19 protein-coding genes are annotated in these 19,246 nt (G+C 46.7%); 9 read left to right on the top strand and 10 right to left on the bottom strand.

The features are described 5' to 3' along the window. Positions 1-58: 58 nt before the first annotated feature. From ACLHG7_RS06960 to ACLHG7_RS06950, 3 genes are all read right to left on the bottom strand, one after another. Entirely contained in the window at positions 59-829 is a 771-nt protein-coding gene (locus ACLHG7_RS06960) for a TonB family protein (protein WP_410210310.1), read from the bottom strand. 32 nt (positions 830-861) lie between these two features. Next, positions 862-1,374 (bottom strand): DinB family protein, encoded by a 513-nt coding sequence (locus tag ACLHG7_RS06955; protein WP_410210309.1) that lies wholly within the window; start codon positions 1,372-1,374, stop codon positions 862-864. Positions 1,375-1,470: 96 nt separating this feature from the next. Further along, the gene (locus ACLHG7_RS06950) at positions 1,471-2,220 is read right to left on the bottom strand and encodes a sulfite exporter TauE/SafE family protein (RefSeq protein WP_410210308.1); all 750 of its coding nucleotides are present in this window, start codon (positions 2,218-2,220) and stop codon (positions 1,471-1,473) included. Between the two features lie 135 nt (positions 2,221-2,355). Here ACLHG7_RS06950 and ACLHG7_RS06945 point away from each other — a divergent pair, with 135 nt between their 5' ends. From ACLHG7_RS06945 to ACLHG7_RS06935, 3 genes are all read left to right on the top strand, one after another. Beyond that, positions 2,356-3,234: a LysR family transcriptional regulator gene (locus tag ACLHG7_RS06945; protein WP_410210307.1), complete on the top strand. Its 879-nt coding sequence runs from the start codon at positions 2,356-2,358 to the stop codon at positions 3,232-3,234. 148 nt (positions 3,235-3,382) lie between these two features. After that, on the top strand, positions 3,383-3,598 hold the full coding sequence (locus ACLHG7_RS06940; protein ID WP_410210306.1) for a hypothetical protein: 216 nt from the start codon (positions 3,383-3,385) through the stop codon (positions 3,596-3,598). A 79-nt stretch (positions 3,599-3,677) separates the two neighbouring features. Continuing rightward, positions 3,678-4,139 (top strand): DUF1398 domain-containing protein, encoded by a 462-nt coding sequence (locus tag ACLHG7_RS06935; RefSeq protein WP_410210305.1) that lies wholly within the window; start codon positions 3,678-3,680, stop codon positions 4,137-4,139. Positions 4,140-4,212: 73 nt separating this feature from the next. On the opposite strand, the gene ACLHG7_RS06930 is transcribed toward ACLHG7_RS06935, so the two are convergent. Continuing rightward, complete coding sequence (locus tag ACLHG7_RS06930; RefSeq protein ID WP_410210304.1) at positions 4,213-4,362, bottom strand: hypothetical protein; 150 nt, start codon at positions 4,360-4,362, stop codon at positions 4,213-4,215. Between the two features lie 642 nt (positions 4,363-5,004). On the opposite strand from ACLHG7_RS06930, the gene ACLHG7_RS06925 reads away from it, so the two are divergent. The 4 genes from ACLHG7_RS06925 to ACLHG7_RS06910 all read left to right on the top strand — a co-directional run bounded on the left by ACLHG7_RS06925 (position 5,005) and on the right by ACLHG7_RS06910 (position 12,933). Then, positions 5,005-5,388: a hypothetical protein gene (locus ACLHG7_RS06925; RefSeq protein ID WP_410210303.1), complete on the top strand. Its 384-nt coding sequence runs from the start codon at positions 5,005-5,007 to the stop codon at positions 5,386-5,388. Between the two features lie 74 nt (positions 5,389-5,462). Continuing rightward, on the top strand, positions 5,463-10,133 hold the full coding sequence (locus ACLHG7_RS06920) for an RHS repeat-associated core domain-containing protein (RefSeq protein WP_410210302.1): 4,671 nt from the start codon (positions 5,463-5,465) through the stop codon (positions 10,131-10,133). After that, positions 10,133-10,636, top strand: a complete 504-nt coding sequence (locus ACLHG7_RS06915; protein WP_410210301.1) for a hypothetical protein — start codon at positions 10,133-10,135, stop codon at positions 10,634-10,636. The genes ACLHG7_RS06920 and ACLHG7_RS06915 overlap by 1 nt, the downstream gene beginning before the upstream one ends. Before the next feature lie 521 nt (positions 10,637-11,157). Then, complete coding sequence (locus tag ACLHG7_RS06910; protein ID WP_410210300.1) at positions 11,158-12,933, top strand: Ig domain-containing protein; 1,776 nt, start codon at positions 11,158-11,160, stop codon at positions 12,931-12,933. A gap of 97 nt (positions 12,934-13,030) precedes the next feature. Here the strand turns inward: ACLHG7_RS06910 and ACLHG7_RS06905 are convergent, their stop codons facing one another. The 6 genes from ACLHG7_RS06905 to ACLHG7_RS06880 all read right to left on the bottom strand — a co-directional run bounded on the left by ACLHG7_RS06905 (position 13,031) and on the right by ACLHG7_RS06880 (position 18,101). After that, positions 13,031-13,165 carry a helix-turn-helix domain-containing protein gene (locus ACLHG7_RS06905; RefSeq protein ID WP_410210299.1) on the bottom strand — a complete coding sequence of 45 codons (135 nt, stop codon included), beginning with the start codon at positions 13,163-13,165 and terminating at the stop codon, positions 13,031-13,033. Between the two features lie 17 nt (positions 13,166-13,182). After that, positions 13,183-13,530: a cupin domain-containing protein gene (locus ACLHG7_RS06900; RefSeq protein ID WP_410210298.1), complete on the bottom strand. Its 348-nt coding sequence runs from the start codon at positions 13,528-13,530 to the stop codon at positions 13,183-13,185. Then, entirely contained in the window at positions 13,527-14,210 is a 684-nt protein-coding gene (locus ACLHG7_RS06895; protein ID WP_410210297.1) for a cysteine hydrolase family protein, read from the bottom strand. The genes ACLHG7_RS06900 and ACLHG7_RS06895 overlap by 4 nt, the downstream gene beginning before the upstream one ends. Before the next feature lie 36 nt (positions 14,211-14,246). Continuing rightward, positions 14,247-15,809: a hypothetical protein gene (locus tag ACLHG7_RS06890; RefSeq protein ID WP_410210296.1), complete on the bottom strand. Its 1,563-nt coding sequence runs from the start codon at positions 15,807-15,809 to the stop codon at positions 14,247-14,249. Positions 15,810-15,869: 60 nt separating this feature from the next. Then, entirely contained in the window at positions 15,870-16,547 is a 678-nt protein-coding gene (locus tag ACLHG7_RS06885; RefSeq protein WP_410210295.1) for a cysteine hydrolase family protein, read from the bottom strand. A gap of 234 nt (positions 16,548-16,781) precedes the next feature. Then, positions 16,782-18,101 carry a hypothetical protein gene (locus ACLHG7_RS06880; protein ID WP_410210294.1) on the bottom strand — a complete coding sequence of 440 codons (1,320 nt, stop codon included), beginning with the start codon at positions 18,099-18,101 and terminating at the stop codon, positions 16,782-16,784. Between the two features lie 208 nt (positions 18,102-18,309). On the opposite strand from ACLHG7_RS06880, the gene ACLHG7_RS06875 reads away from it, so the two are divergent. Continuing rightward, on the top strand, positions 18,310-18,765 hold the full coding sequence (locus ACLHG7_RS06875) for a hypothetical protein (protein WP_410210293.1): 456 nt from the start codon (positions 18,310-18,312) through the stop codon (positions 18,763-18,765). Positions 18,766-18,808: 43 nt separating this feature from the next. After that, on the top strand, positions 18,809-19,243 hold the full coding sequence (locus ACLHG7_RS06870; RefSeq protein ID WP_410210292.1) for a hypothetical protein: 435 nt from the start codon (positions 18,809-18,811) through the stop codon (positions 19,241-19,243). Positions 19,244-19,246: the final 3 nt, after the last annotated feature.

Raw genomic sequence — 19,246 nt, 5'->3', positions numbered from 1 at the left:
GGGTCTTCTTTTTTTTAAGAAAAAACCAATTGATGATCATAACGGTAAAGCTTGTCATTTAAGACAGTACCCGCTCTAATGTCACTTCAAAATGATGATCCGTCTCGGTCGCCCAGACATCGGGGGGGAAAGAGGCAAAGGCTGTACGATTTAAGCTGTTCAGCGCGTCACGATCCACTTGAGCGTCGCCTGAGGACTGGACTATCGATTTGCTGATCAGCATCCCATCACGATTGAGGTCAAAACCGATGACAACGCGAAGTGCCGCTTGAGGCGTGTTTGGATCAATGGCGGCACCATCCGTAATCACTTTAAAGCGTCCGGTATGACCAAACTGGCTTTGCACGCCTGCGACATACAGTGATGTCGGATCATGTGATCGCACTTGTGGTGTATCTGCCAATGCCTCGTCTGGACGAGCAACATTGGACTGCGAGTCTGGGATGGGATTGGGCGTTAATGGGCTTTCTGCAATCGCGGGTACCGTGCTGGATGTGGGGTCACTCACCAAGGGTGCGGTATGCATAGAGGTTGGCGCAGGCATGGGTGATGGTGGTGTGGATGGGGCTGAGTGACTTGACGCAGGAGGCTTAGCATTTTGAATATTAACGCTGAGCAGATAGCCTTCTTGCTCGGGTGGCTTATTTTTTTCTTGTGAAGGAAAGATCACGATCAACAGCCACGGGGTGACTGCCAGAATGCTTGCGATCCAGCGGCGGTATGCATAAGCATAGGTCATGAGTCGTGCGGTGTCTTTTTGACTCATCGGGTCGGTATCACTCTCCAGCACAAAACCACTCTCACTCTCCCTGATGGCTGTCCACATCATCGCCGTAAATCATGACAGAAAGATGGCGCATCTCACTCCCACCGTGGCAACCACGGAATATCAGTCACGCCAACATCATAGCCTTGCTGGTGAAGAATAGTGGTGAGTTGTCCGCGATGATGGGTCTGATGATTAAACAGATGGCTGACCAGTGCCCATGTGGGTCTGATCCGCGTGCCGCCATCGACATTGCTGATATAGGTGAAATCGGCGGCGAGTTGTTCGGCAGTGAGCGTTTGTGCCCATGCCAAAATCCATATATCCACCTTGACCCGTTCAGCCTGTAGCTCTTCAAAGTCATCAAAGCGATGCTGATCAATCTTTTTCGGGGTGTACTGCCCAAGCGCCAATCGCTCCATCCACGCCAGATCGCCATAGAGGATATGGCTCAGCGTGCCGTGGATGGACTTAAAGTATGCACCGAGATCACGACGACGCAGCTCATCGGGGATGGTGGCAATCAGGGCGTAAAGCCGCTGATTCATCCATTGGTTGTATTCCGCCAACATGATGTAGGGCTCGGGGATTATTATCGACTGGCTCATGAGTGGGCTCAAAGCGGGCATTGAATGGGTGCGTTAAGTTATATGCCAGAAAGCCTTTTTTTTCAATGCCGTAAAAACGCTTCCACGAACTACCCCTCACCCATATGCCCGCACAAAGAACGCCGCAGTAATGCCAAAGGTCAGGATGAGCGTCGCCACACGCACCGCCTGCGGTAAGGCAAAACGGGCAATGCGCGCACCGCCATAGCCGCCGATAATCGCAGCGACTAGCATGATCAGGGTTTCGTGCCAGTACACCGCATGAGCAATGATGAAGGTTAGTGCGGCGATGCCATTGGCGGTACTGACCATGATCGTGCGGGGTGGGTTTAAAGTTTTCAGATCACGATTGGTCAATACACTCCATACCGCCATCATCATGATACCCACTGCTCCGCCAAAGTAACCACCATAGATGCCCAAGACAAATTGGGCGATCAACACTGCCGCTGGCTTGATATGGACATGACGGCGTAACCATTCACCGAATTGCCGCCCAAAGCTGAGGACAATGGTTGCGATGAGCAGTAACCAAGGCAGCAGATGATCAAAGGTTTGCGCTGAAGTCAGCAGCAGTAAAACTGCGCCAAGGATACCGCCGATCAGGGTGATCAACAGCAATAGGCGCATGGAGACATTGCCCAAGGGTTGTAGCCCATCACGATAAACCCATGCGCTGGCAAGCCCGCCGGGAAACAGTGCGACAGTGCTTGAAGCATTCGCTTGAACCGATGGCACGCCAGCGGCAATCAGTGCAGGGATCGTGACGAACGAGCCGCCACCTGCCAAGGCATTCATTGCCCCAGCCAACAGCCCCGCCCCCGCAATCAAGAAAAAATGATCCATTGTCGCCAACCTTAAACCGATCTGATGACCCGCAGTCTACGCTGATCATTTATCCGCACAATCGGGCATTTCCAATGTTAGACTTCGGTAAAACCAGAGGCTTAAAACAGCCTCAGCACATAGGGGGGAATGCTCATGCGTATCGACCTGACGGATCTACGCTTGTTTCTACTGGTGGTGGAACATGGCAGTCTAACGCAAGGCGCGGTCGCCATGAACTTATCCTTGGCGGCAGTCAGTGAACGCATCTCCAACATGGAGTCGATCTTGGGCACGCCGCTGTTTGAACGCGTCCGACGCGGCGTACGGACAACGGTCGCCGGGGATGCCTTGATTCGTCATGCGCGCTTGATTCTAGGTCAAGTTGAGCAGATGCGCGGTGAGCTGGATACCTATGCATCAGGACTTAAAGGCCGTGTGCGGCTGATGTCGAATACCGCAGCGCTCAGTTCCTTTCTGCCGCAAAAGCTCTGTGACTTCCTCGCGCGCAATCCCGATCTGTCTGTAGATGTGGATGAGAAACCCAGTACTGATATTGTGCTTGCCGTCGCCAAAGGACATGCGGATTTGGGGATTGTCGCAAATATTATTGACCTTGCCGCACTACAGGCGCAGGTGATTGCGCAGGATCAACTGGTGGTCGTGGTCAAGCGGACGCATCGCATCGCCAGCCTGCCCTTTGTGACACTAGCAGAAATTGTCGATGAGAAGTTTATCGGTCTGTCGGATGCAGCGTTAGAGCGACACTTGGGCGAGCGGGCATCACTACTGGGACGCAAGATTGATTATCGAATTCGTATGCGCAGTATTGAGAATGTCTGCATGATGCTGGAGGCAGAGATCGGCATTGCGGTGTTGTCTGAATCTGCGGTTGTATCCCTGCAGCGATCTGATCTGGTGATCGTACCCTTACAAGAACCATGGGCGACGCGACAGCTTTATGTCTGTGCAAGAGATTTTGCGGCACTGCCACCGAGGATGCAGTTGCTAGCGAGTTTTCTAATGGGCGTTTAAGTACCTTACGTACTGATCACAATTTAACAAAGCGCTTACTTAATAAGCGACAAACGCAATAGGATTGCCCGAATTCATCCACATTTTCTTTAGATAGTGCATAAGCCAACTTTTTAGGCATATCTTTGACGAAATCAATGGAGCGATGATGAAACGATTACTACTGGTGGCTTTGCTGGGTTTTTCATTGAACGCGTTTGCCGATGATCCAGCCCCTATGCCGACCTCAACCGATACTGGTCCTGCGCCAACAGACAGCCCTAGCCCACCACCCACCGATTCAACCAGTGCGCCGTCTTCGGACACCGCAAAGCCGCATAAGCATCATCACCACAAAGCCGATACACCGCCTACCGCTAGCTAAAAACATGCTCCCCCTTCAGGCAAGGGGGAGTGTTGACACGATCCATTTGTAATGCTCATTTTTGCCTGCCGAGAACATCATGTTTACCATCGATCATATTTCCCAGATTCATGCCAGCGTCAAATTGGGATCAAACTTTCCCCAATATGTGCAGGATTTAAAAACCCTCGGTATGGCGTATTACGACGTCTTTGCCTGTGATGGTCACTCCGAGTATTACTCCACCAGTCGTGAGCGACTGGAATCCCCTAAGAAGTATCCCACCATTGGCATTGCGTCCAAAGGTGATGCCCATGCCCTACGCCGTACAATCAGTCTGCATCAGCTCGGCAGCATCAACTTTCTGACCTTCTGCCATGAGGTCGCAAGTGCCGGAGTCAAATACTGGCGCATCGATGTGACCCATTTGCGCTGTATTTTTTATGATATGGCGGGGCATGAAATTTTGATTGAGCCGATTCCTCATCCACAGCCCACCTCAATCCTTGCTCAGCCTTTTAAATCGCCTTTGTTTAAACCAATGGCACATCAGACCCGATAATCATCTGGTCTCAAATTACAGGCCTAAAAAAACCCGCATTGTGCGGGTTTTGATTATTTGAGTTGCACTAGATTCAAATGCTGCGCTTCATTGAAGAATCAGCAATGGTTGGCGTGTTAAAGGTGAATTGATCTTGGCTGGCGCTTTGTGCCGGCTTTTGCGCCGGAATTTGGTTAGCGACAGGATCTTTGGTGACGGGCGTATTTCCGGTGATGGCTGACATAGGGCTAATGCTCCAAGGATGATAAAACAGGGGGTTAATTCATCCTATGGATTTATCGCTCATTACAATATGAGCGTCGTGTAGGGAGTTGTAGCCGTGTTGGACCATTTGTTTATTGTTGTGTTAATGAGAATAATTCTTAATGATAACGTCATATGGGATTGTGATAATTGGGCAGATATTGACGCTATCCCCTGCCATACCCTTATGCTCTAAATGCACAAATCAGTTTGCCTTGTGTCTTTACAGCATCAATAATTTATCGCAAGGCATATGAGCACCAACTCAAGAAGAGTGACTATAGGATTTTAGCTAGGCTAGTAATGAGTCAATATGGTCAAATACCTTTAGAGAAATAGAATACTCATTATTTATATTTTATTAAAATAATGAGTCATGTTCAGCGACTTTTATTTCTCTTACAATAAAAAAAGCTATCAATAAAAATTATATAAAAATCGAATGATTAATTTTCTAACCAGAAAGTAAAATGTAACTAAAAGCATTTTTTTGGTTGCTTTTTGTTGTAACATTGTTATCTTTAAATAAAGAAATTTTAACTCAATATTGTAAATATCAGCTCAAATTTTTAGCTGATTTTTTTATATGTGCTTCGGGGTTTGTATGGTTGTACATCGGAATATGAGAAGTTGTGAAGGCAGCCAGAGTCTTTTTCCTTCGAGGTTGATTACGGTAATCAATATTTTATTGCTCAGTACATGCCTAACCGCTTGTAATCGTGATCCAATCAATAAAGTCCTCGACCATGCGGACAACGTCCCTGATTCGGCAAAAGATCGCGGTGTGAAATGGTATCAGTCGCATGCCAATCTAGGCAAAGATGTGAGTCAAGCATGTGATACCAATCCCGCTAAATATTACCTCCGTACCGATTGTATCAACTCAAAAAACGCAATGACGCAGAACCTATTAAATTCAGACGCTGATTTAAGCAACAATCCAGAGTTGGATGAACTGCGAGCAGAACTTCGCGCGATCAAAGCGCAGCATAAAAGCCCCTCTTAGAAATTTAATTCTCATTATTTCATTTAATTACTATCATTTTATATAAAAAATCAATTTATATGCTTGGACTAAATATGGAACTCATCCCGAATCGTAGCGAATCTCTGTGGCAAAACCTGATTTCACTGTTTGCGTTATTAATCCTAATCCTCTGTACTCAGCAAGTTGCATATGCAGATGCAGTCGATTCAGTGTCACAGAATTTTGCAGCAGCTGAAAGTCCCGGCATTAAGTCATGTACTACAGGCTATTCGCAACTATCAGGGGATGTAACTTACGGTAAGCAAATCATCTCAGGTGCTTTACCATACGGCATTCAGTATCGTGCCCATGTGAGAACCAACAGTTCCGCAAGTCGAGATTACTATAATTCGCTCAGTACCTTCGCCAATTGGAGCGACAACTATACCAACTATATTGCATCATCCAGCTCATCATATTTCATTGGTAATGAATCCGTACCATCGACGGTTTATACCATTAAACTTCCAGGCGATGATCAAAAGTACTATTTCAGGATTCTACCTGATAATATTAAAGTTTTGCCTGATGGAGTCACATATGCAAATACATCGACGCTGTATCGCATAGGTCTTGCGACGGATGCCTCAAGTTCAAGCATAGCTCGTCAACGTGGAGAGAATCGTGGTCCAAACGGTTATAGAGAAATGGATCTCCAGCTCTCAACCGGCTCCATAACAGTAACGCGCTATGGAGTGGTCTATACAGCAACAGCAGCGATAGCAAGTGGCAGCGGGACAGTTTTTAGAATTACTAATATTCAATATCCAAATGGACATAAACTCACGCTGAGTTATGACAGTAACTTGAATCTGACCTCGGTCTCAGACAACCGCAATAATGTGCTGACACTTACCCATGCCCAGCAAAATTTCCCAATTAACGGCACTACACCAGCAATGCCTTTACAACAGCCTGTAAGCTCGGTGAAATACACGAGTGGTCAACTGGGTGACAGCCAACAAACTGATTTTACTTATGCACCAGCTGACACCTATACATCAGGTCACCAATTGGTCCGTAATTATATTTTAACCCAAATTACCAATGCGAGAACGAGTCAAAAAGAAAGCTATAGCTACACAAACACATTATCATTAGGGACTTACTCATCTGCCGTATATAGCACAGCACCCGTTACTGATTTTTATATTCCAGTTTTGCACACCGTCGTCAATGGATTGAATCAGGTTGCTCAAACATGGAATGTAACTCATCCAAGTTATACCTACGATAAGACATCAAGGACATTTACCGATGCTCAAACGACCATAGAGTCTTATCTTGGCGATCCATCTGGCCCGAGTGCCATGGATATGACCACTAAATATAACGACAATTCGGCCACAAGTAGTACGATTACGACCACGTTCTCACCTGATGGTAGTCAGAATGCCACCTCGACTATCAATGTCAGTTATCCCGATATCTATCACATGTCCCTCAGTGTTTCGGGATACCCGTGCCTTTTTTCAGGTGGTAAACCGATTTCTGCTGCATATTTCGATAGTCCCGATGGTTTGATTTTGAGTACGACGGATGGGAATAATGTACAGACAAGTTATGGCTATGATATCTATAGTCGCTTAGCTCAGACCATTCAGGCTGCTGGAACTAATTTCAGCAGAACAACAACTTATACCTATGGCAATTTGAATACGAATATTTTCAACCCGTATACCACGCCTACAGTAATTCAAGGACCTTATCAGACCGTCACAAACTCATTGAATTCACGTGGGCAAGTTGTACAACAAGTGAAGACTTATACACAAGCTGGTAGTGTTGCATCTCAGACGTGGAGCTATGATTACTTTGAAGATGCAAGCCAGCCTAGTTATGGATTGCTCGGGCATGTTGTAAACCCTCGGGGAACAGCGGCCGATGACCAGATTTGGTATGGTTATGATAACTACGGCAACCTTATAGCGAAATCGCAACATGTGTCCGGTGTTAGTCGTGACACCCATTATAACAACCCCAACAGCGCAGGATTACCGACTTCGATTAACTATCCTGATGGCAATACGTCGATGATCACTTATGACAGTGGTTATCGTATCTTAAGAAAATCTTTTGGTAATGCAGCAACAGCTCAAGTAGTTAGTAATACCTATGATTCATTAGGGAGGTTAGCAACTTCTACAGATGCTGATGGCAAAACGACATCCTATAGCTATGACTCAGTTGGACGATTATCCAGCAACGTATTCCCGAATGGAAATCAAGAGAAATATAGCTACTTTCCAAATAATACAATTAATACTAGTCAGCAAGCATCATCAAATGGCACGATGTTCGCAATGACTCAGAATAGACTGGACAGTGCAGGACGCATCTATACAGTACTTCAAGGTAGTCTAGGGGATAGAAATTGGAAAGCATTTGTCTATGATGGTAATGGCAATGTTATAGAGACGTGGACTTCTTTAAACATCCACGAGCATTGGGCCTACGATCTTTTCAATAACGTTACGTCACATACTGATGGTAATGGCAATGTTGATACCAAAGGCTTTGATAATGTTAATAACAATATCACTGAGAATGCCGCCAATAGTGCAGGATCCACACGCTACTTCAAGAATCAGAATGTTCTAGCCGTTGAACAAAACCCTGATTTTGGAGAAAAGGATCATTATCATGATCTGGATAACAATGAAGTTGAACAGCATCATGGAGATCGTCAATGTAAATTTGGCACTATAGATCAGATTGGTCGTTCTCCATTAACAAGTTGTACTTCAATTTCAGTTCCTGATGTGAAGTTACTGGTTAATGATGCCTACAGCTATGATCAAAGTGCTTATGGCAATCTTGACTCTGTAACATCGCAAACGGCATATGGTGTCAATACAACATATAGCTATGACATCTTCCATCGTATCACTAGCAAAGCCCAGCATAACAATACGCCTCCAACATGGGGCTATCCAAACTCAACACTGACGACTAGTTATGCTTATACCAATGCTGGGAAACTTAATAGTCTGACAACACCTGCCGGTAATGTGGTTAGTTATAACTACAACGCCAATAGTGGGATGTTAGATAATATCCAGCTCAATAATACCTATGTTATCAAGAATATTGGTTATGACGGAGCAAGCAGACTAAGTTACTTCTATTGGGGTAAAGGCGGGACATGGCAACAATGGCTGGATGATGCAGGTGAAGTCTCTCAAATCTCCAGTACCCTTGCAGGTAGCCAAATTTCACTCAAACTCAATTATGGATTTGATCTTGATGGTCGTATTACCAGTCAAAGCATCGCTGGTGCCAGTACAACTACTTATAGTTACGACAATAACTCACAATTGCAGTCCGAAAGCACAAATGATGGGCGTTCACTTACCTATACTTATGATCAAAATGGCAATCGTAAATCACTTCGATCTACTGGTAATTGGGGCCTTAGTTATGCCTCCCAAGATTATCAATATACTGCCAACCACATGAATTCGTGGACCAAGAATGGCGGTGCTCAGGCTTTTGGTTACACGCCAACGGGCGAGTTAGTTTCCAGCTATACGGGAACTTCAGCCTATGATCATGCAGGTCGTCGTCGCAGTGAATCAGGTGTGCCGGGTAGCACCAAATACATCGGCATGTATATGGACTACAACCATAAGAATGAACGTACCTTCCGTGGTGGTTCATATATTGATCGTCAATATGCCTATGATGAAAGCAGTCATTTGATTGGAGAATACAATTCAGCAGGTGCGATGATTGTTGAATACATCTGGATGGGAGACAAGCCTATTGCGGCTGTCTATCCGGGTGGACGTATTGTTTATATTGTCACTGATCATCAGAATAAACCACGCCGTGGAATTGATGCTGCGACTCAACAAGTAGTCTGGGCATGGGACCCTGATGCTTTTGGTGCAGTGAAGCCGATTGAATCAGGTGCACAGATCAATCTGCGCTTCCCCGGTCAGTACTATGATGAAGCTACGGGTCTGTACTACAACCATAATCGCTACTACAACCCTGAACTGGGTCGGTATATGGAACCTGATCCTACGGGACTAGATTCAGGGCTTAACCCGTATGCTTATGCGGGGAATAATCCTGTTAATAGTGTTGATCCGACAGGGTTGTACGAAGATGGAGGAAGGCATTGGCTTGGAGAGGATCTGAATACTCAGGTGTATTCAATGAATCCTGATAGTTATCATGGTAGCCTCAATATCAATAATACCTGTTGGAGTGGATTTACTGGTTCAAATAATGGTGTAGTTGATTCTTATTCTCCTTATGGATCTGAATCTATTGAAGCTGTTTATCCTGAGTTTTGGGTGGCAGGCTTTGGTGGAGTCGCCAGAGACATGGCGTTCAGTGTTATAGATGGGATCGAGACGGTTACATTTACTGCATCAAAGGAGTTCAACTTCAGTGGGTTCTCTAACATTTTTTCAAGGGGGGGCTATTCTGTTTATCAAGGACTTGATGCCGAGGGTATCATAAGATACATTGGAATAACTGGTCGAAATCCTTCTGTACGATTTGCTGAGCATGCTGATTCCATTGGTACTGGGAAAGAGTTTCTAAGGTATGAGATCATCGATGGTGCAGAAGGATTAAGCAGAAGTGCTGCAAGAGTGCAGGAGCAAAATTTGATTAATCTATACGGCTTACAAAGAAACGGTGGGCTACTATTGAATAGAATTAATTCAATCAGTCCTACGAAGTGGGATATCATGGGAGTTGTTCCATAATGGCAAGAGTTGTGACCAAAATTGGCGATATTTTTGAAGTCTCCTTAGGTGATGGTCGTAAGAAATATTTGCAATATATCATCAGCGACCTTATGCAGTTAAATAGCGATGTCATTCGTGTATTTAAGCAGACTTACCAGATTGAGGATAAGCCCGATCTAGAGGAAGTGGTAAAGGGTGATGTTGATTTTTATTGCCATACCACTACGTCCGCAGGAATAAAAATGGGCTTATGGACCAAGGCAGGAAAAAGTAATGATGTTGGTACTCTTGATTTATTATTTAGAGGCGCAAAAGACAGCTCGAGAAAACCAGAGGAGCCAGTAAAAAAAATATCGAATGATTGGTATATTTGGCGTGCGAATGATGAGCAATTTACTTATGTCGGAAAACTTGAGGGGAGTAACCGGAAAGCCGAATTAGGTTCTGTTTATCCCCCTTTTGCAGTTATTCAACGAATAATCACTGGCGATTACGGGATGTATTATCCCGATTATGAATAAGAAACAAAGCATAAAAATACATTTAATTCATCATGTTAAGTTCAATTATATTCTATAGCTCCAGTTCAGAGTCTAAGATTTTATTACGTTCCCCAAAATATATCCCCCAAGGGCTGCTTTTATTATAAAAGCACCCTGCACCTTATCTAAGCTTAGTTTTCTCGCCCCTAAAGAGTCCATATTGCAGAAACTCCCCCCAAAAAAAATGTTAAACACCTATTAGCAATTATAGGGAGGGTGTGAATCCATTGACGATATCTGATAAAGTCGAATCTATAGAAGTAACTCTTTTTTGAATTATACACATAAGTACTTATCACCTAGATCAAATACTCAGATGAGGTCATTTTTCTACCTCTTTTTCACTCTAAATTCATCTGAATCTTTTTGTTTATTGACCATTTGGATGATAAGCTCTGCTGATCTTTTAGCCACAGATAAGTGCAGAAATTTTCTTGAACGCAACCTCGCTCCACCCTCTTACAACAAAATATACAATTCAAAGTATTTTAATTCTTTTTATGAGTTTCATCCTTGCCGCATGTGGCGGCGGGGGTGGTGATGGCGGAGTAGTGACAGCAACGCTGCAATCCGTGACCGTGACCCCGACTTCAGCCAGTGTGGCTGCGGGTCTGACGCAGCAATTCAGCGCAACGGGTAATTACTCGGACGGCACCTCGCAAGCTATCGCTTCGCCAACATGGACATCATCCGATCAGACGGTCGCAACCATTGACGGTAAGGGTCTGGTCACCTCGCGTAAAGCGGGTACGGCAACTCTGACTGCAAGTTTCAATGGCATCAGCGGAAGTACGACGCTCACGGTGACCACGGCGAAACTCCAGTCGATTACGGTGACGCCAGCCTCATCCAGTGTGGCGGCAGGACTGACTCAACAGTTTACGGCTACGGGGAACTACTCCGACGGCACATCGCAAGCGATTGCCACACCAGCGTGGAGCTCATCAGATACCACTACAGCTACAGTAAATACCACTGGCCTTGTGACCTCTATCAAAGCAGGGAGCGCGACACTGACCGCGACTTTAAGTGGGATTAGCGGCAGTGCGGCATTGACCGTGACTACGGCAACTTTGCAAAAGATCAATGTCACCCCTGCCTCCCCAAGTATTGCAGCGGGACTCACACAGCAATTGACGGCGACTGGTGTTTACTCAGATGGGACGACACAAGCAATTGCCACGCCCATCTGGAGTTCGACGAATACAACCGCCGCAACTGTCGATGCGAATGGACTGGTTAAAACGCTTAAAGCAGGAAGCTCAACGATTGTCGCGACCTATGGCGGAATCACAGGCGGTGCAACGCTGACGGTGACGACGGCGAAGCTTATTTCTATAAAAGTCATACCTCCATTAGCATCAGCACCAATAGTAATCGGACAACCCCTAGTATTCCCAACGTCTTCGACGTTCCCAGTTGGACTCTCAGCGCGAGCTGTTGCGCAAGGACAATTTAGCGACGGCAGCGTACAAGAGATCAATCCAATCTGGTCCTCTTCGGACATTACTGTTGCAACTGTAGCATCAACAGGTATCGTTACAAGTCTCGCCATTGGTAAAGCTACAATCACGGCAACGCTTGCCGGCGTGTCGGGATCAGGGTCTATCACCATTAACTCTGCGACCCTATCATCGATAGTGATTAATAGTCCATCCAATAGCCATCCCTATCCCTTGCATTATGTAGCGTCTACCTTTGTTACGGCGACTTACTCAGATGGCAACTCTTACCCTGTACAAAATGCAATTTGGAGTTCCTCGGATAGTTCCATTGTAACGGTGGATACCACCGGAAAACTCACGGTAAATGGTGTTGGTACAGTAACTTTGACAGCGAGTTTTAAAGGCAAGACAGCAACTCAATCAATGACGTCAGTTGCGCCTGCTGCCAAGCCTACATTTGTCATTACTTGCGACCCAACCACGCCAATGAGTATTTCATCTGCTCAATGGAATGCGCTTTATTCCAGTGACTCAATTGACTCAACCCAATGGGCTGTGGTCGATCCTGTCTCTTGTGCGGCTTATCCATTAGTTGTTCTACGTATTGGGACTACCGAGATATTTAGTTCATTACAATCCAGTCCAACCAGTTTTTATCCTGCGACAACATATATATCAAACCCGATAACCTCATTGCCAGTCCCACCACCAATCACATTCCCCTTCCCTCCTGCACCTTTGCCGTTGCATGTTGGAGATCAAGTGACTGTCATTTCTTTTGATAATTTGACCAATACCTCCACACCTCTTTACACGATCACAGCGCAATAACCCCAAAAAAGGCCGTTTGCCCTCACCCGAACATCGGTGCAGTCAAACGGCTTTTTTTTGCCTAAAACATTCTTAAGCGTTAAGCAACCGATTCCTACTACCCAAGCCACGCCTTAGCCGTGGTACCTAAATAACGACGGAACATGGCGATAAAGGCACTGACGCTTTGATAACCCATATCCAATGCTACAGTGGTTACCGCATCCCCTGTTGCGAGTGCGCTCGATGGCAAGGAGCAGGCTTTTTTTGCTAAAGAAACTCGACCTTCTTTTCCCAGATCGCCAATACGATACAGCCATCGACACTGTGGACATTGTGATCGGTTCCGGGCGGATGGATCAGCAGAGTGCCGGTGGGATGATGACCGACATCATCGGTTTGGCTGCCCGAAAGCACCAAAATATGCTCATAGCCCGCATGGCGATGTTTGGGTGCACGGGCTCCGGCTTGATAGCGCAGCAGCATGGCGGCTGATCCTTGGTTGACCGCCTCATAGATGGGATAGCAATCAATCCCGTCGTGAAACGGTTGCCACTGCAATTGATGCTGGGTGCTCAGGATATCAAACAGCCCTTGTAATTGAATGATCTGGTTCATGTGGTCAGTGCCTTGATCAAGGCGGTTGAGTTTGAAACCGCGCCGAATACCCCGCCCTGCATCTTGATCATGCTCAGCGCCGCCAGATGATTCTGGTGGTCGGTCGCGCCGCAGCAGTCTTCCAGCAGCACGCACTCAAAGCCGCGGTCATTGCCTTCGCGCATGGTGGTATGTACGCAGACGTCGGTGGTGATGCCGGTCAGGATGATGTTTTCAATGCCTTTGGTGCGTAGGATCAACTCAAGGTCGGTGGCGCAAAATGAACCTTTGCCCGGTTTATCGATGATCGGTTCGCCGTCCAGCGGTTTGAGTTCATCGATGATATCCCAGCCAACTTCACCGCGAATCAGGATCTTGCCGCAGGGACCGGGATCACCAATGCCAGCGCCCATCTGCCGCGACCGCCAGCGTTTATTGGCGGGGAGATCCGTGAGGTCAGGACGATGCCCTTCACGGGTATGGATGATTAAGAAGCCTTGCGCGCGCAGCACCTCCAGCAGCGCTTTAATCGGCTCTATCGGTGCACGGGTCAGGCTTAAGTCATAGCCCATCTTGTCAACATAGCCGCCGACACCACAGAAATCGATCTGCATGTCGATGATGATCAAGGCTGTATTATTCGGACGCAGGTCGCCATTGTACGGCCATGCATAGGGCGAGGATTCGATATACCGAGTCATGTGAACTCCTTCAAAAGATAACTATTATTTTTTAACTTAACCATCCACTGATGCCACAGGGCTCTTGGCCAGCAATCCTGCATTTTTATGGCAGAGGAACAAAAAGATGGTGACGATAAGATATGCAATAACCACTTCAGGCGATTTCATCACCCCAATGGCTTGGCTATGCATAAAACCAAAGAAGGTCAGCACCGCACCAGCGAACGCAAATGCCGAGGCTTTATGAAAAGCTTTATCGATGATGCAAGCGGTAATCGCGGCAAGAATCAAACTGACCAAAATCGCACCGCTGCCAAGGATATCCAACCCCTGATAGATGACCCCGGTATTGGCGAGTTTATCCATGCCCACGGCGGCGGCATTGGTGCCTGCGGCGCCCAAGGCATTATCAATTTGCAGCTTGCCCCAGCCCGCCACTTGCGGAATCAAGGCGACGATCACCGCAGGCGCATGCACACGCGGCGTCTCCTGAAAGGCCTGCGCACCGATCAGCAGTCCGATATAGAGCAAGATCGGCGATATCGCGACGATGGGGATGATCGCCATCATGAACGCCAGAATGCCAAAACAGGACAAGATCAGAATCATCACCCCTGTTGCAGCGGAGTAACCAATGCGCCCACCCATCGCCTTCCAGCCCGGATGTCCGATATAGACGGCATTGATAAAGGGATTGCCCAAGCAGCAGCCAATGAGACTGACTATGCCATCCGCAGTCAGCACCCGCGTGGTCGGATAGTGGTCGCCACCTGCCTCGGCACTTTCAACATTATCCATCGCTTCTACAAGGTCATAGATCCCGAAGGGAATCGCGGTGACCAGAATCACAGCCAAGTAGTCAAAGCCATTAAAGACATGACCCAAAGCAGGGATCGGAATCGAGAAGCCAAAACTTGCAAAGGAGTCTCCGAGGTGACTTAGACTCATACCGCCGATATGAAAGCCCATGGCAAGGCTGCCCCATGCAATCACGGAGCCGACAATGATTGCCACCAGACCAGCGGGCATGCCCTTAAAGTAGCGCACGCCGCCAAACCAGTTTGCCAGCAGAATCGCGAAGCACACTACCCCGACGATCGGGTCCATAAACATGTCTAAAGCAGGGCGCAGAGAGATATAGGCAATCGACACGCCAGCCAGCGCACCCAATAGCGCCACACGCGGTGTCACCCTGCGTATAAATGGTGCGATAAAACCGCCGATCATCAGCACAAAGCTCTGCACAAACACCCACGCAAGGCCCGCCTCCCAGCCTTTGACCGGATCACCACTGGCTGCCCCGATCGGCAACATGATCACAAACACCACCACAAACATGTGCGGCACGCTGATGCCTGACGGCAAGGCGCAGACATCGTTGCGCCCAGTTTTCTTGGCGAGTTGGTAGGCCATCCAAGCGTAGTACATGGTGGAGAGAAAGAGCATGAACCCTGCAGCAGGGAGGATGCGCCCGAAGGTCAAGGCATCAGGCAGCTTTAAGACATATTTTAAGAGTGCGGTGAGGGTCAGCATGTTGACCAGGATATTGGTGCCAAAGCCAAAAAAGGCGTTCCAATCCCCCACTGCCCAGAGGACAGGTTTGTGTGTGGTTTGCATCGTTTTCTCTCTTATAGAATGAATGACTCCGTGTTTAAAAGCACATCAAACCGTCGAGTTTTATGGCGTTTGAAGTGCGTGGATAATGGCATTTGAGTCAGAAACCCAGCCAAATATCCCCCCCTGTGCCGCGATCATGCGTAACGCAACTTCATGAAACTCTGGAAAATAAGATGCCGTGCAGTCCGCAGGCACGACGCACTCAAAGCCACGGTCATTGGCTTCGCGCACTGTGGTATGGACGCAGACTTCGGTGGTCACCCCGCAAACAATGAGTGTGGATATGTTTTTGTTTTTTAAGAGAAGTTCGAGATCGGTCTGGTAGAACGCACCTTTGCCCGGTTTGTCGAGTACAGGCTCACCGCTGATCGGTGCCAGATCGGGAATGATGTCGTGCCCGGCCTCGCCGCGAATCAGGATGCGCCCCATGGGACCGATATTCCCGATACGCTCGGTGCCTTTACCTCGGGTTAGCTTGGCCGGCGGTGCATCGCTCAGGTCAGGACGATGGCCTTCGCGGGTATGAATAATAAAGAGTCCGGCAGCGCGGGCGGCTTGCAGGAGATTTTGGCAAGGGATGATTGCAGAACGCAGCAGTGAAACGTCATTACCCAACATTGCACCGAAGCCGCCCAACTCCAAAAAGTCGCGCTGCATGTCGATGATCACCAAAGCGATGCGCTTAGGATCAAACGCCAGAGGGTATGGTTCGGCTTGGATCTCGTGCGGACTGGACATGGCACCCTCTTATCACTGATTCTTCTATTGAAATCAGCAATAAATATGCCAGAGGGTTAACCGATTTTGAGGACAATGCTACATAAGAGCATCACTGATGGATTCAGATAGGATTGTACTGATTGGGGCGCATGGTTAAAAAGTAGCTAACTTAAGCAAAGATCGTTTATCAAAACGATCTTTGCTGTATTCATAGGAATATGGTCGGGTATCAAAAAGTACTTTTCTACGCTATTAATCAAACCAGATCAAAGGCAAATCCTGTGTCAGAGATAAATGCTTAAAGCTACCAACTGCCTGACCCATTAGAACAACCGTATGCGCTCCAGGTGATAAGCGGTGACCCAACGACAAATAATTCACGCCGATCGTACGTGTACTGACACTATCTGGAGATTTAAGCTGTTGAATAGCCGTATTGCCATATTGCACGCCGTCGATCTGTAGCCATAATGATACGGTTCCCCCCGCATCGGCCGGATCTCCTTGGACACGGGTTTTACCTGTGAAGAAAACAATCCCATTATGATTTGAAGGAATATTTATCGTTGTGGTTAGGAGGGACACTGGTGCGGCAGTTCCATCACCAATATTTATATAATTGGTTCTATTATTAGAGTCTCCCGTCGTCGCGTATGCACCGACCACAGACATTCCACCTGAGAGTACTGCGAGAGTCGAATCACCGCCTACTTTATAACTGACATTGTTTGGGGAAATCGGGCAGGTACCAGCGATATCTTCACAATAAGGCAATGCAGAAGCATTCCAAGAAACTGTGGTTCCTGATGCTGGTGACATTAAATAAGCATGATTAAAAAATGGAGCTTGATTCTCAGCCCCTTTCCACATGTCGTTATCTGACCACGAAGCAACATTATTAGCCGACTCACCGTTATTAACATAGATGGAGGTTAATGGATCGCCATATGTTGCTCCATCATAGATACGACCTGATGCCAATGCGATTACGGGGGTATTGGCAACTGATTGCGGAATAGCAATAGAAACTAGGGACTGATTTGGGAGTGGTGTACCCTTTTTAATGCCTGCGGTATTAAAACTGAGTGTGGCACTGTCCGATCCTAAGGTTGCAGTTTGAACATTGGTAGCAGGTCTTGTGACTACGGCTAGATTGCTACCAGCGCCTACATAAAAAGGAGCACCATTAATCGACGAGGCAACAAGGTTAAAGGTATAGGTACCTGCTGTGCTTATATAAACTGAGCCAATAGTATTAAAAGCATGCTGTTGGGAGTTGGTTGATATAGACCAATCAATGACACTGCCGTTAGAAACCTTTGTCCCATTGGAGGTGATGTAAAGATTTGCAATTGCATTGCCATTTGGAAATGCACGACCATCCGATTGAAGGTAGACATAGCCAGGCTGAGTCACTGTTACGGTCGAACTTAGTATTGAAATGGGTGACGTCGAAGAAATTTTTTGATCAACGGCAGTCTGTGCATATGAAGAATCGGCACCAATTGCAAAAGCATATTGGGATAATATCGTAGTTACCAATGTCGACAATGCAATAAGAAAAAAGCGCATAATCATGTCCTTGAATTGATTATTAATTAAGATAAACTAAAATTCTCCAGCTTTTTAAGCTACTATTTAATAGCAGAAACGATTGCTAAGGCATTGGGCTACTGAACTAGAGGCTGTAAAAAACATTTAAGAATATATATTACTTCTTCTCCATATAGACCAAATAGTTAAAAATTACTGCTTTTTAAATAAACATGGAAAAATTAATATGTCTGAATATGAATACCCCGCAGATTACGACTGTGTTTGGATTGCTTCAGATCGTGATGGATATATCGCTGCATTTATCACAGCTGGATCGGGGCCAATCCCAATAAATGCTTTCACCCCTGAACTCCAAGGTATCGAGCTAATCGAACAAGCAATCTTTCAATTACCTCAGGTTTCAGAAGCTAAACTTTTTGTTCAAGTGCCGCGTCCAGACAGCTTTATTGAGCTCGCAACTCGCGGCTTCTATGTGTATGATTGGAGTGATATTCATAAGACAATCTCTGAATTAAACAGTGCTTACGAGTTAGCGGCGGCACCAACCAATCCGATTCAATGGAATACTCTACCCGAGCCACTTGCAGGAATGGTGAATCAAGTCAAATTCAGTGATGTAGCTTTTGTGAATCTTCTCAACTTGGATGTCTATAGGCAGATCGAATGTCTAACTGGTTAAGGTTCCAATGATCAATCACTTTAAGTTCGGACACGCCACCACGATGAAAAACAACCTGCCTCTCCTGCTGATCAGTACCCTACTCCTTGGAAGCCTAGCGGGATGCGCAGGGTCAGGGGTCAATAGCAAACTGCCGCCACCGACTGAAAATGCAGATGTGATTATTTCCGCACCGCCAGCACCGGGCGCCGCAGATATAGCGATTCATTCGGCTTTCTTAAAAAGAGATGCGCTGGCACACAAAAACATTCAGCAGGTGCTGATTGGGGTTTGCCGTGACTTTGCGAATTTTTCACCGGATCAGAACTTTACACTGAGTGATGCCGATCAGGAACTCAACTCGATCCCTGCTTATCGCTATCAAGCACCGACCAAGAAGTATCCCCCACTACTCGCCGATGTACAGCGCGGACGCTACTATCCACTGGATAAAGACTGGTGTAAGCAGGCCAGACGGGATAAGAAGAAGGGGCTGTGATGG

Origin of the sequence: Aquirhabdus sp., from assembly GCF_046462495.1 — a bacterium.
GTDB lineage: Bacteria > Pseudomonadota > Gammaproteobacteria > Pseudomonadales > Moraxellaceae > Aquirhabdus.
The sequence above is the reverse complement of the archived record's forward strand: the minus strand, read 5'-3'. Positions and strand labels throughout refer to the sequence as shown.

Bases quoted from the DNA above. Each gene is read 5' to 3' on its own strand.
- ACLHG7_RS06960 (WP_410210310.1), bottom strand. From the start codon at position 829: ATGATGTGGACAGCCATCAGGGAGAGTGAGAGTGGTTTTGTGCTGGAG.
- ACLHG7_RS06955 (WP_410210309.1), bottom strand. From the start codon at position 1,374: ATGAGCCAGTCGATAATAATCCCCGAGCCCTACATCATGTTGGCGGAA.
- ACLHG7_RS06950 (WP_410210308.1), bottom strand. From the start codon at position 2,220: ATGGATCATTTTTTCTTGATTGCGGGGGCGGGGCTGTTGGCTGGGGCA.
- ACLHG7_RS06945 (WP_410210307.1), top strand. From the start codon at position 2,356: ATGCGTATCGACCTGACGGATCTACGCTTGTTTCTACTGGTGGTGGAA.
- ACLHG7_RS06940 (WP_410210306.1), top strand. From the start codon at position 3,383: ATGAAACGATTACTACTGGTGGCTTTGCTGGGTTTTTCATTGAACGCG.
- ACLHG7_RS06935 (WP_410210305.1), top strand. From the start codon at position 3,678: ATGTTTACCATCGATCATATTTCCCAGATTCATGCCAGCGTCAAATTG.
- ACLHG7_RS06930 (WP_410210304.1), bottom strand. From the start codon at position 4,362: ATGTCAGCCATCACCGGAAATACGCCCGTCACCAAAGATCCTGTCGCT.
- ACLHG7_RS06925 (WP_410210303.1), top strand. From the start codon at position 5,005: ATGAGAAGTTGTGAAGGCAGCCAGAGTCTTTTTCCTTCGAGGTTGATT.
- ACLHG7_RS06920 (WP_410210302.1), top strand. From the start codon at position 5,463: ATGGAACTCATCCCGAATCGTAGCGAATCTCTGTGGCAAAACCTGATT.
- ACLHG7_RS06915 (WP_410210301.1), top strand. From the start codon at position 10,133: ATGGCAAGAGTTGTGACCAAAATTGGCGATATTTTTGAAGTCTCCTTA.
- ACLHG7_RS06910 (WP_410210300.1), top strand. From the start codon at position 11,158: ATGAGTTTCATCCTTGCCGCATGTGGCGGCGGGGGTGGTGATGGCGGA.
- ACLHG7_RS06900 (WP_410210298.1), bottom strand. From the start codon at position 13,530: ATGAACCAGATCATTCAATTACAAGGGCTGTTTGATATCCTGAGCACC.
- ACLHG7_RS06895 (WP_410210297.1), bottom strand. From the start codon at position 14,210: ATGACTCGGTATATCGAATCCTCGCCCTATGCATGGCCGTACAATGGC.
- ACLHG7_RS06890 (WP_410210296.1), bottom strand. From the start codon at position 15,809: ATGCAAACCACACACAAACCTGTCCTCTGGGCAGTGGGGGATTGGAAC.
- ACLHG7_RS06885 (WP_410210295.1), bottom strand. From the start codon at position 16,547: ATGTCCAGTCCGCACGAGATCCAAGCCGAACCATACCCTCTGGCGTTT.
- ACLHG7_RS06880 (WP_410210294.1), bottom strand. From the start codon at position 18,101: ATGCGCTTTTTTCTTATTGCATTGTCGACATTGGTAACTACGATATTA.
- ACLHG7_RS06875 (WP_410210293.1), top strand. From the start codon at position 18,310: ATGTCTGAATATGAATACCCCGCAGATTACGACTGTGTTTGGATTGCT.
- ACLHG7_RS06870 (WP_410210292.1), top strand. From the start codon at position 18,809: ATGAAAAACAACCTGCCTCTCCTGCTGATCAGTACCCTACTCCTTGGA.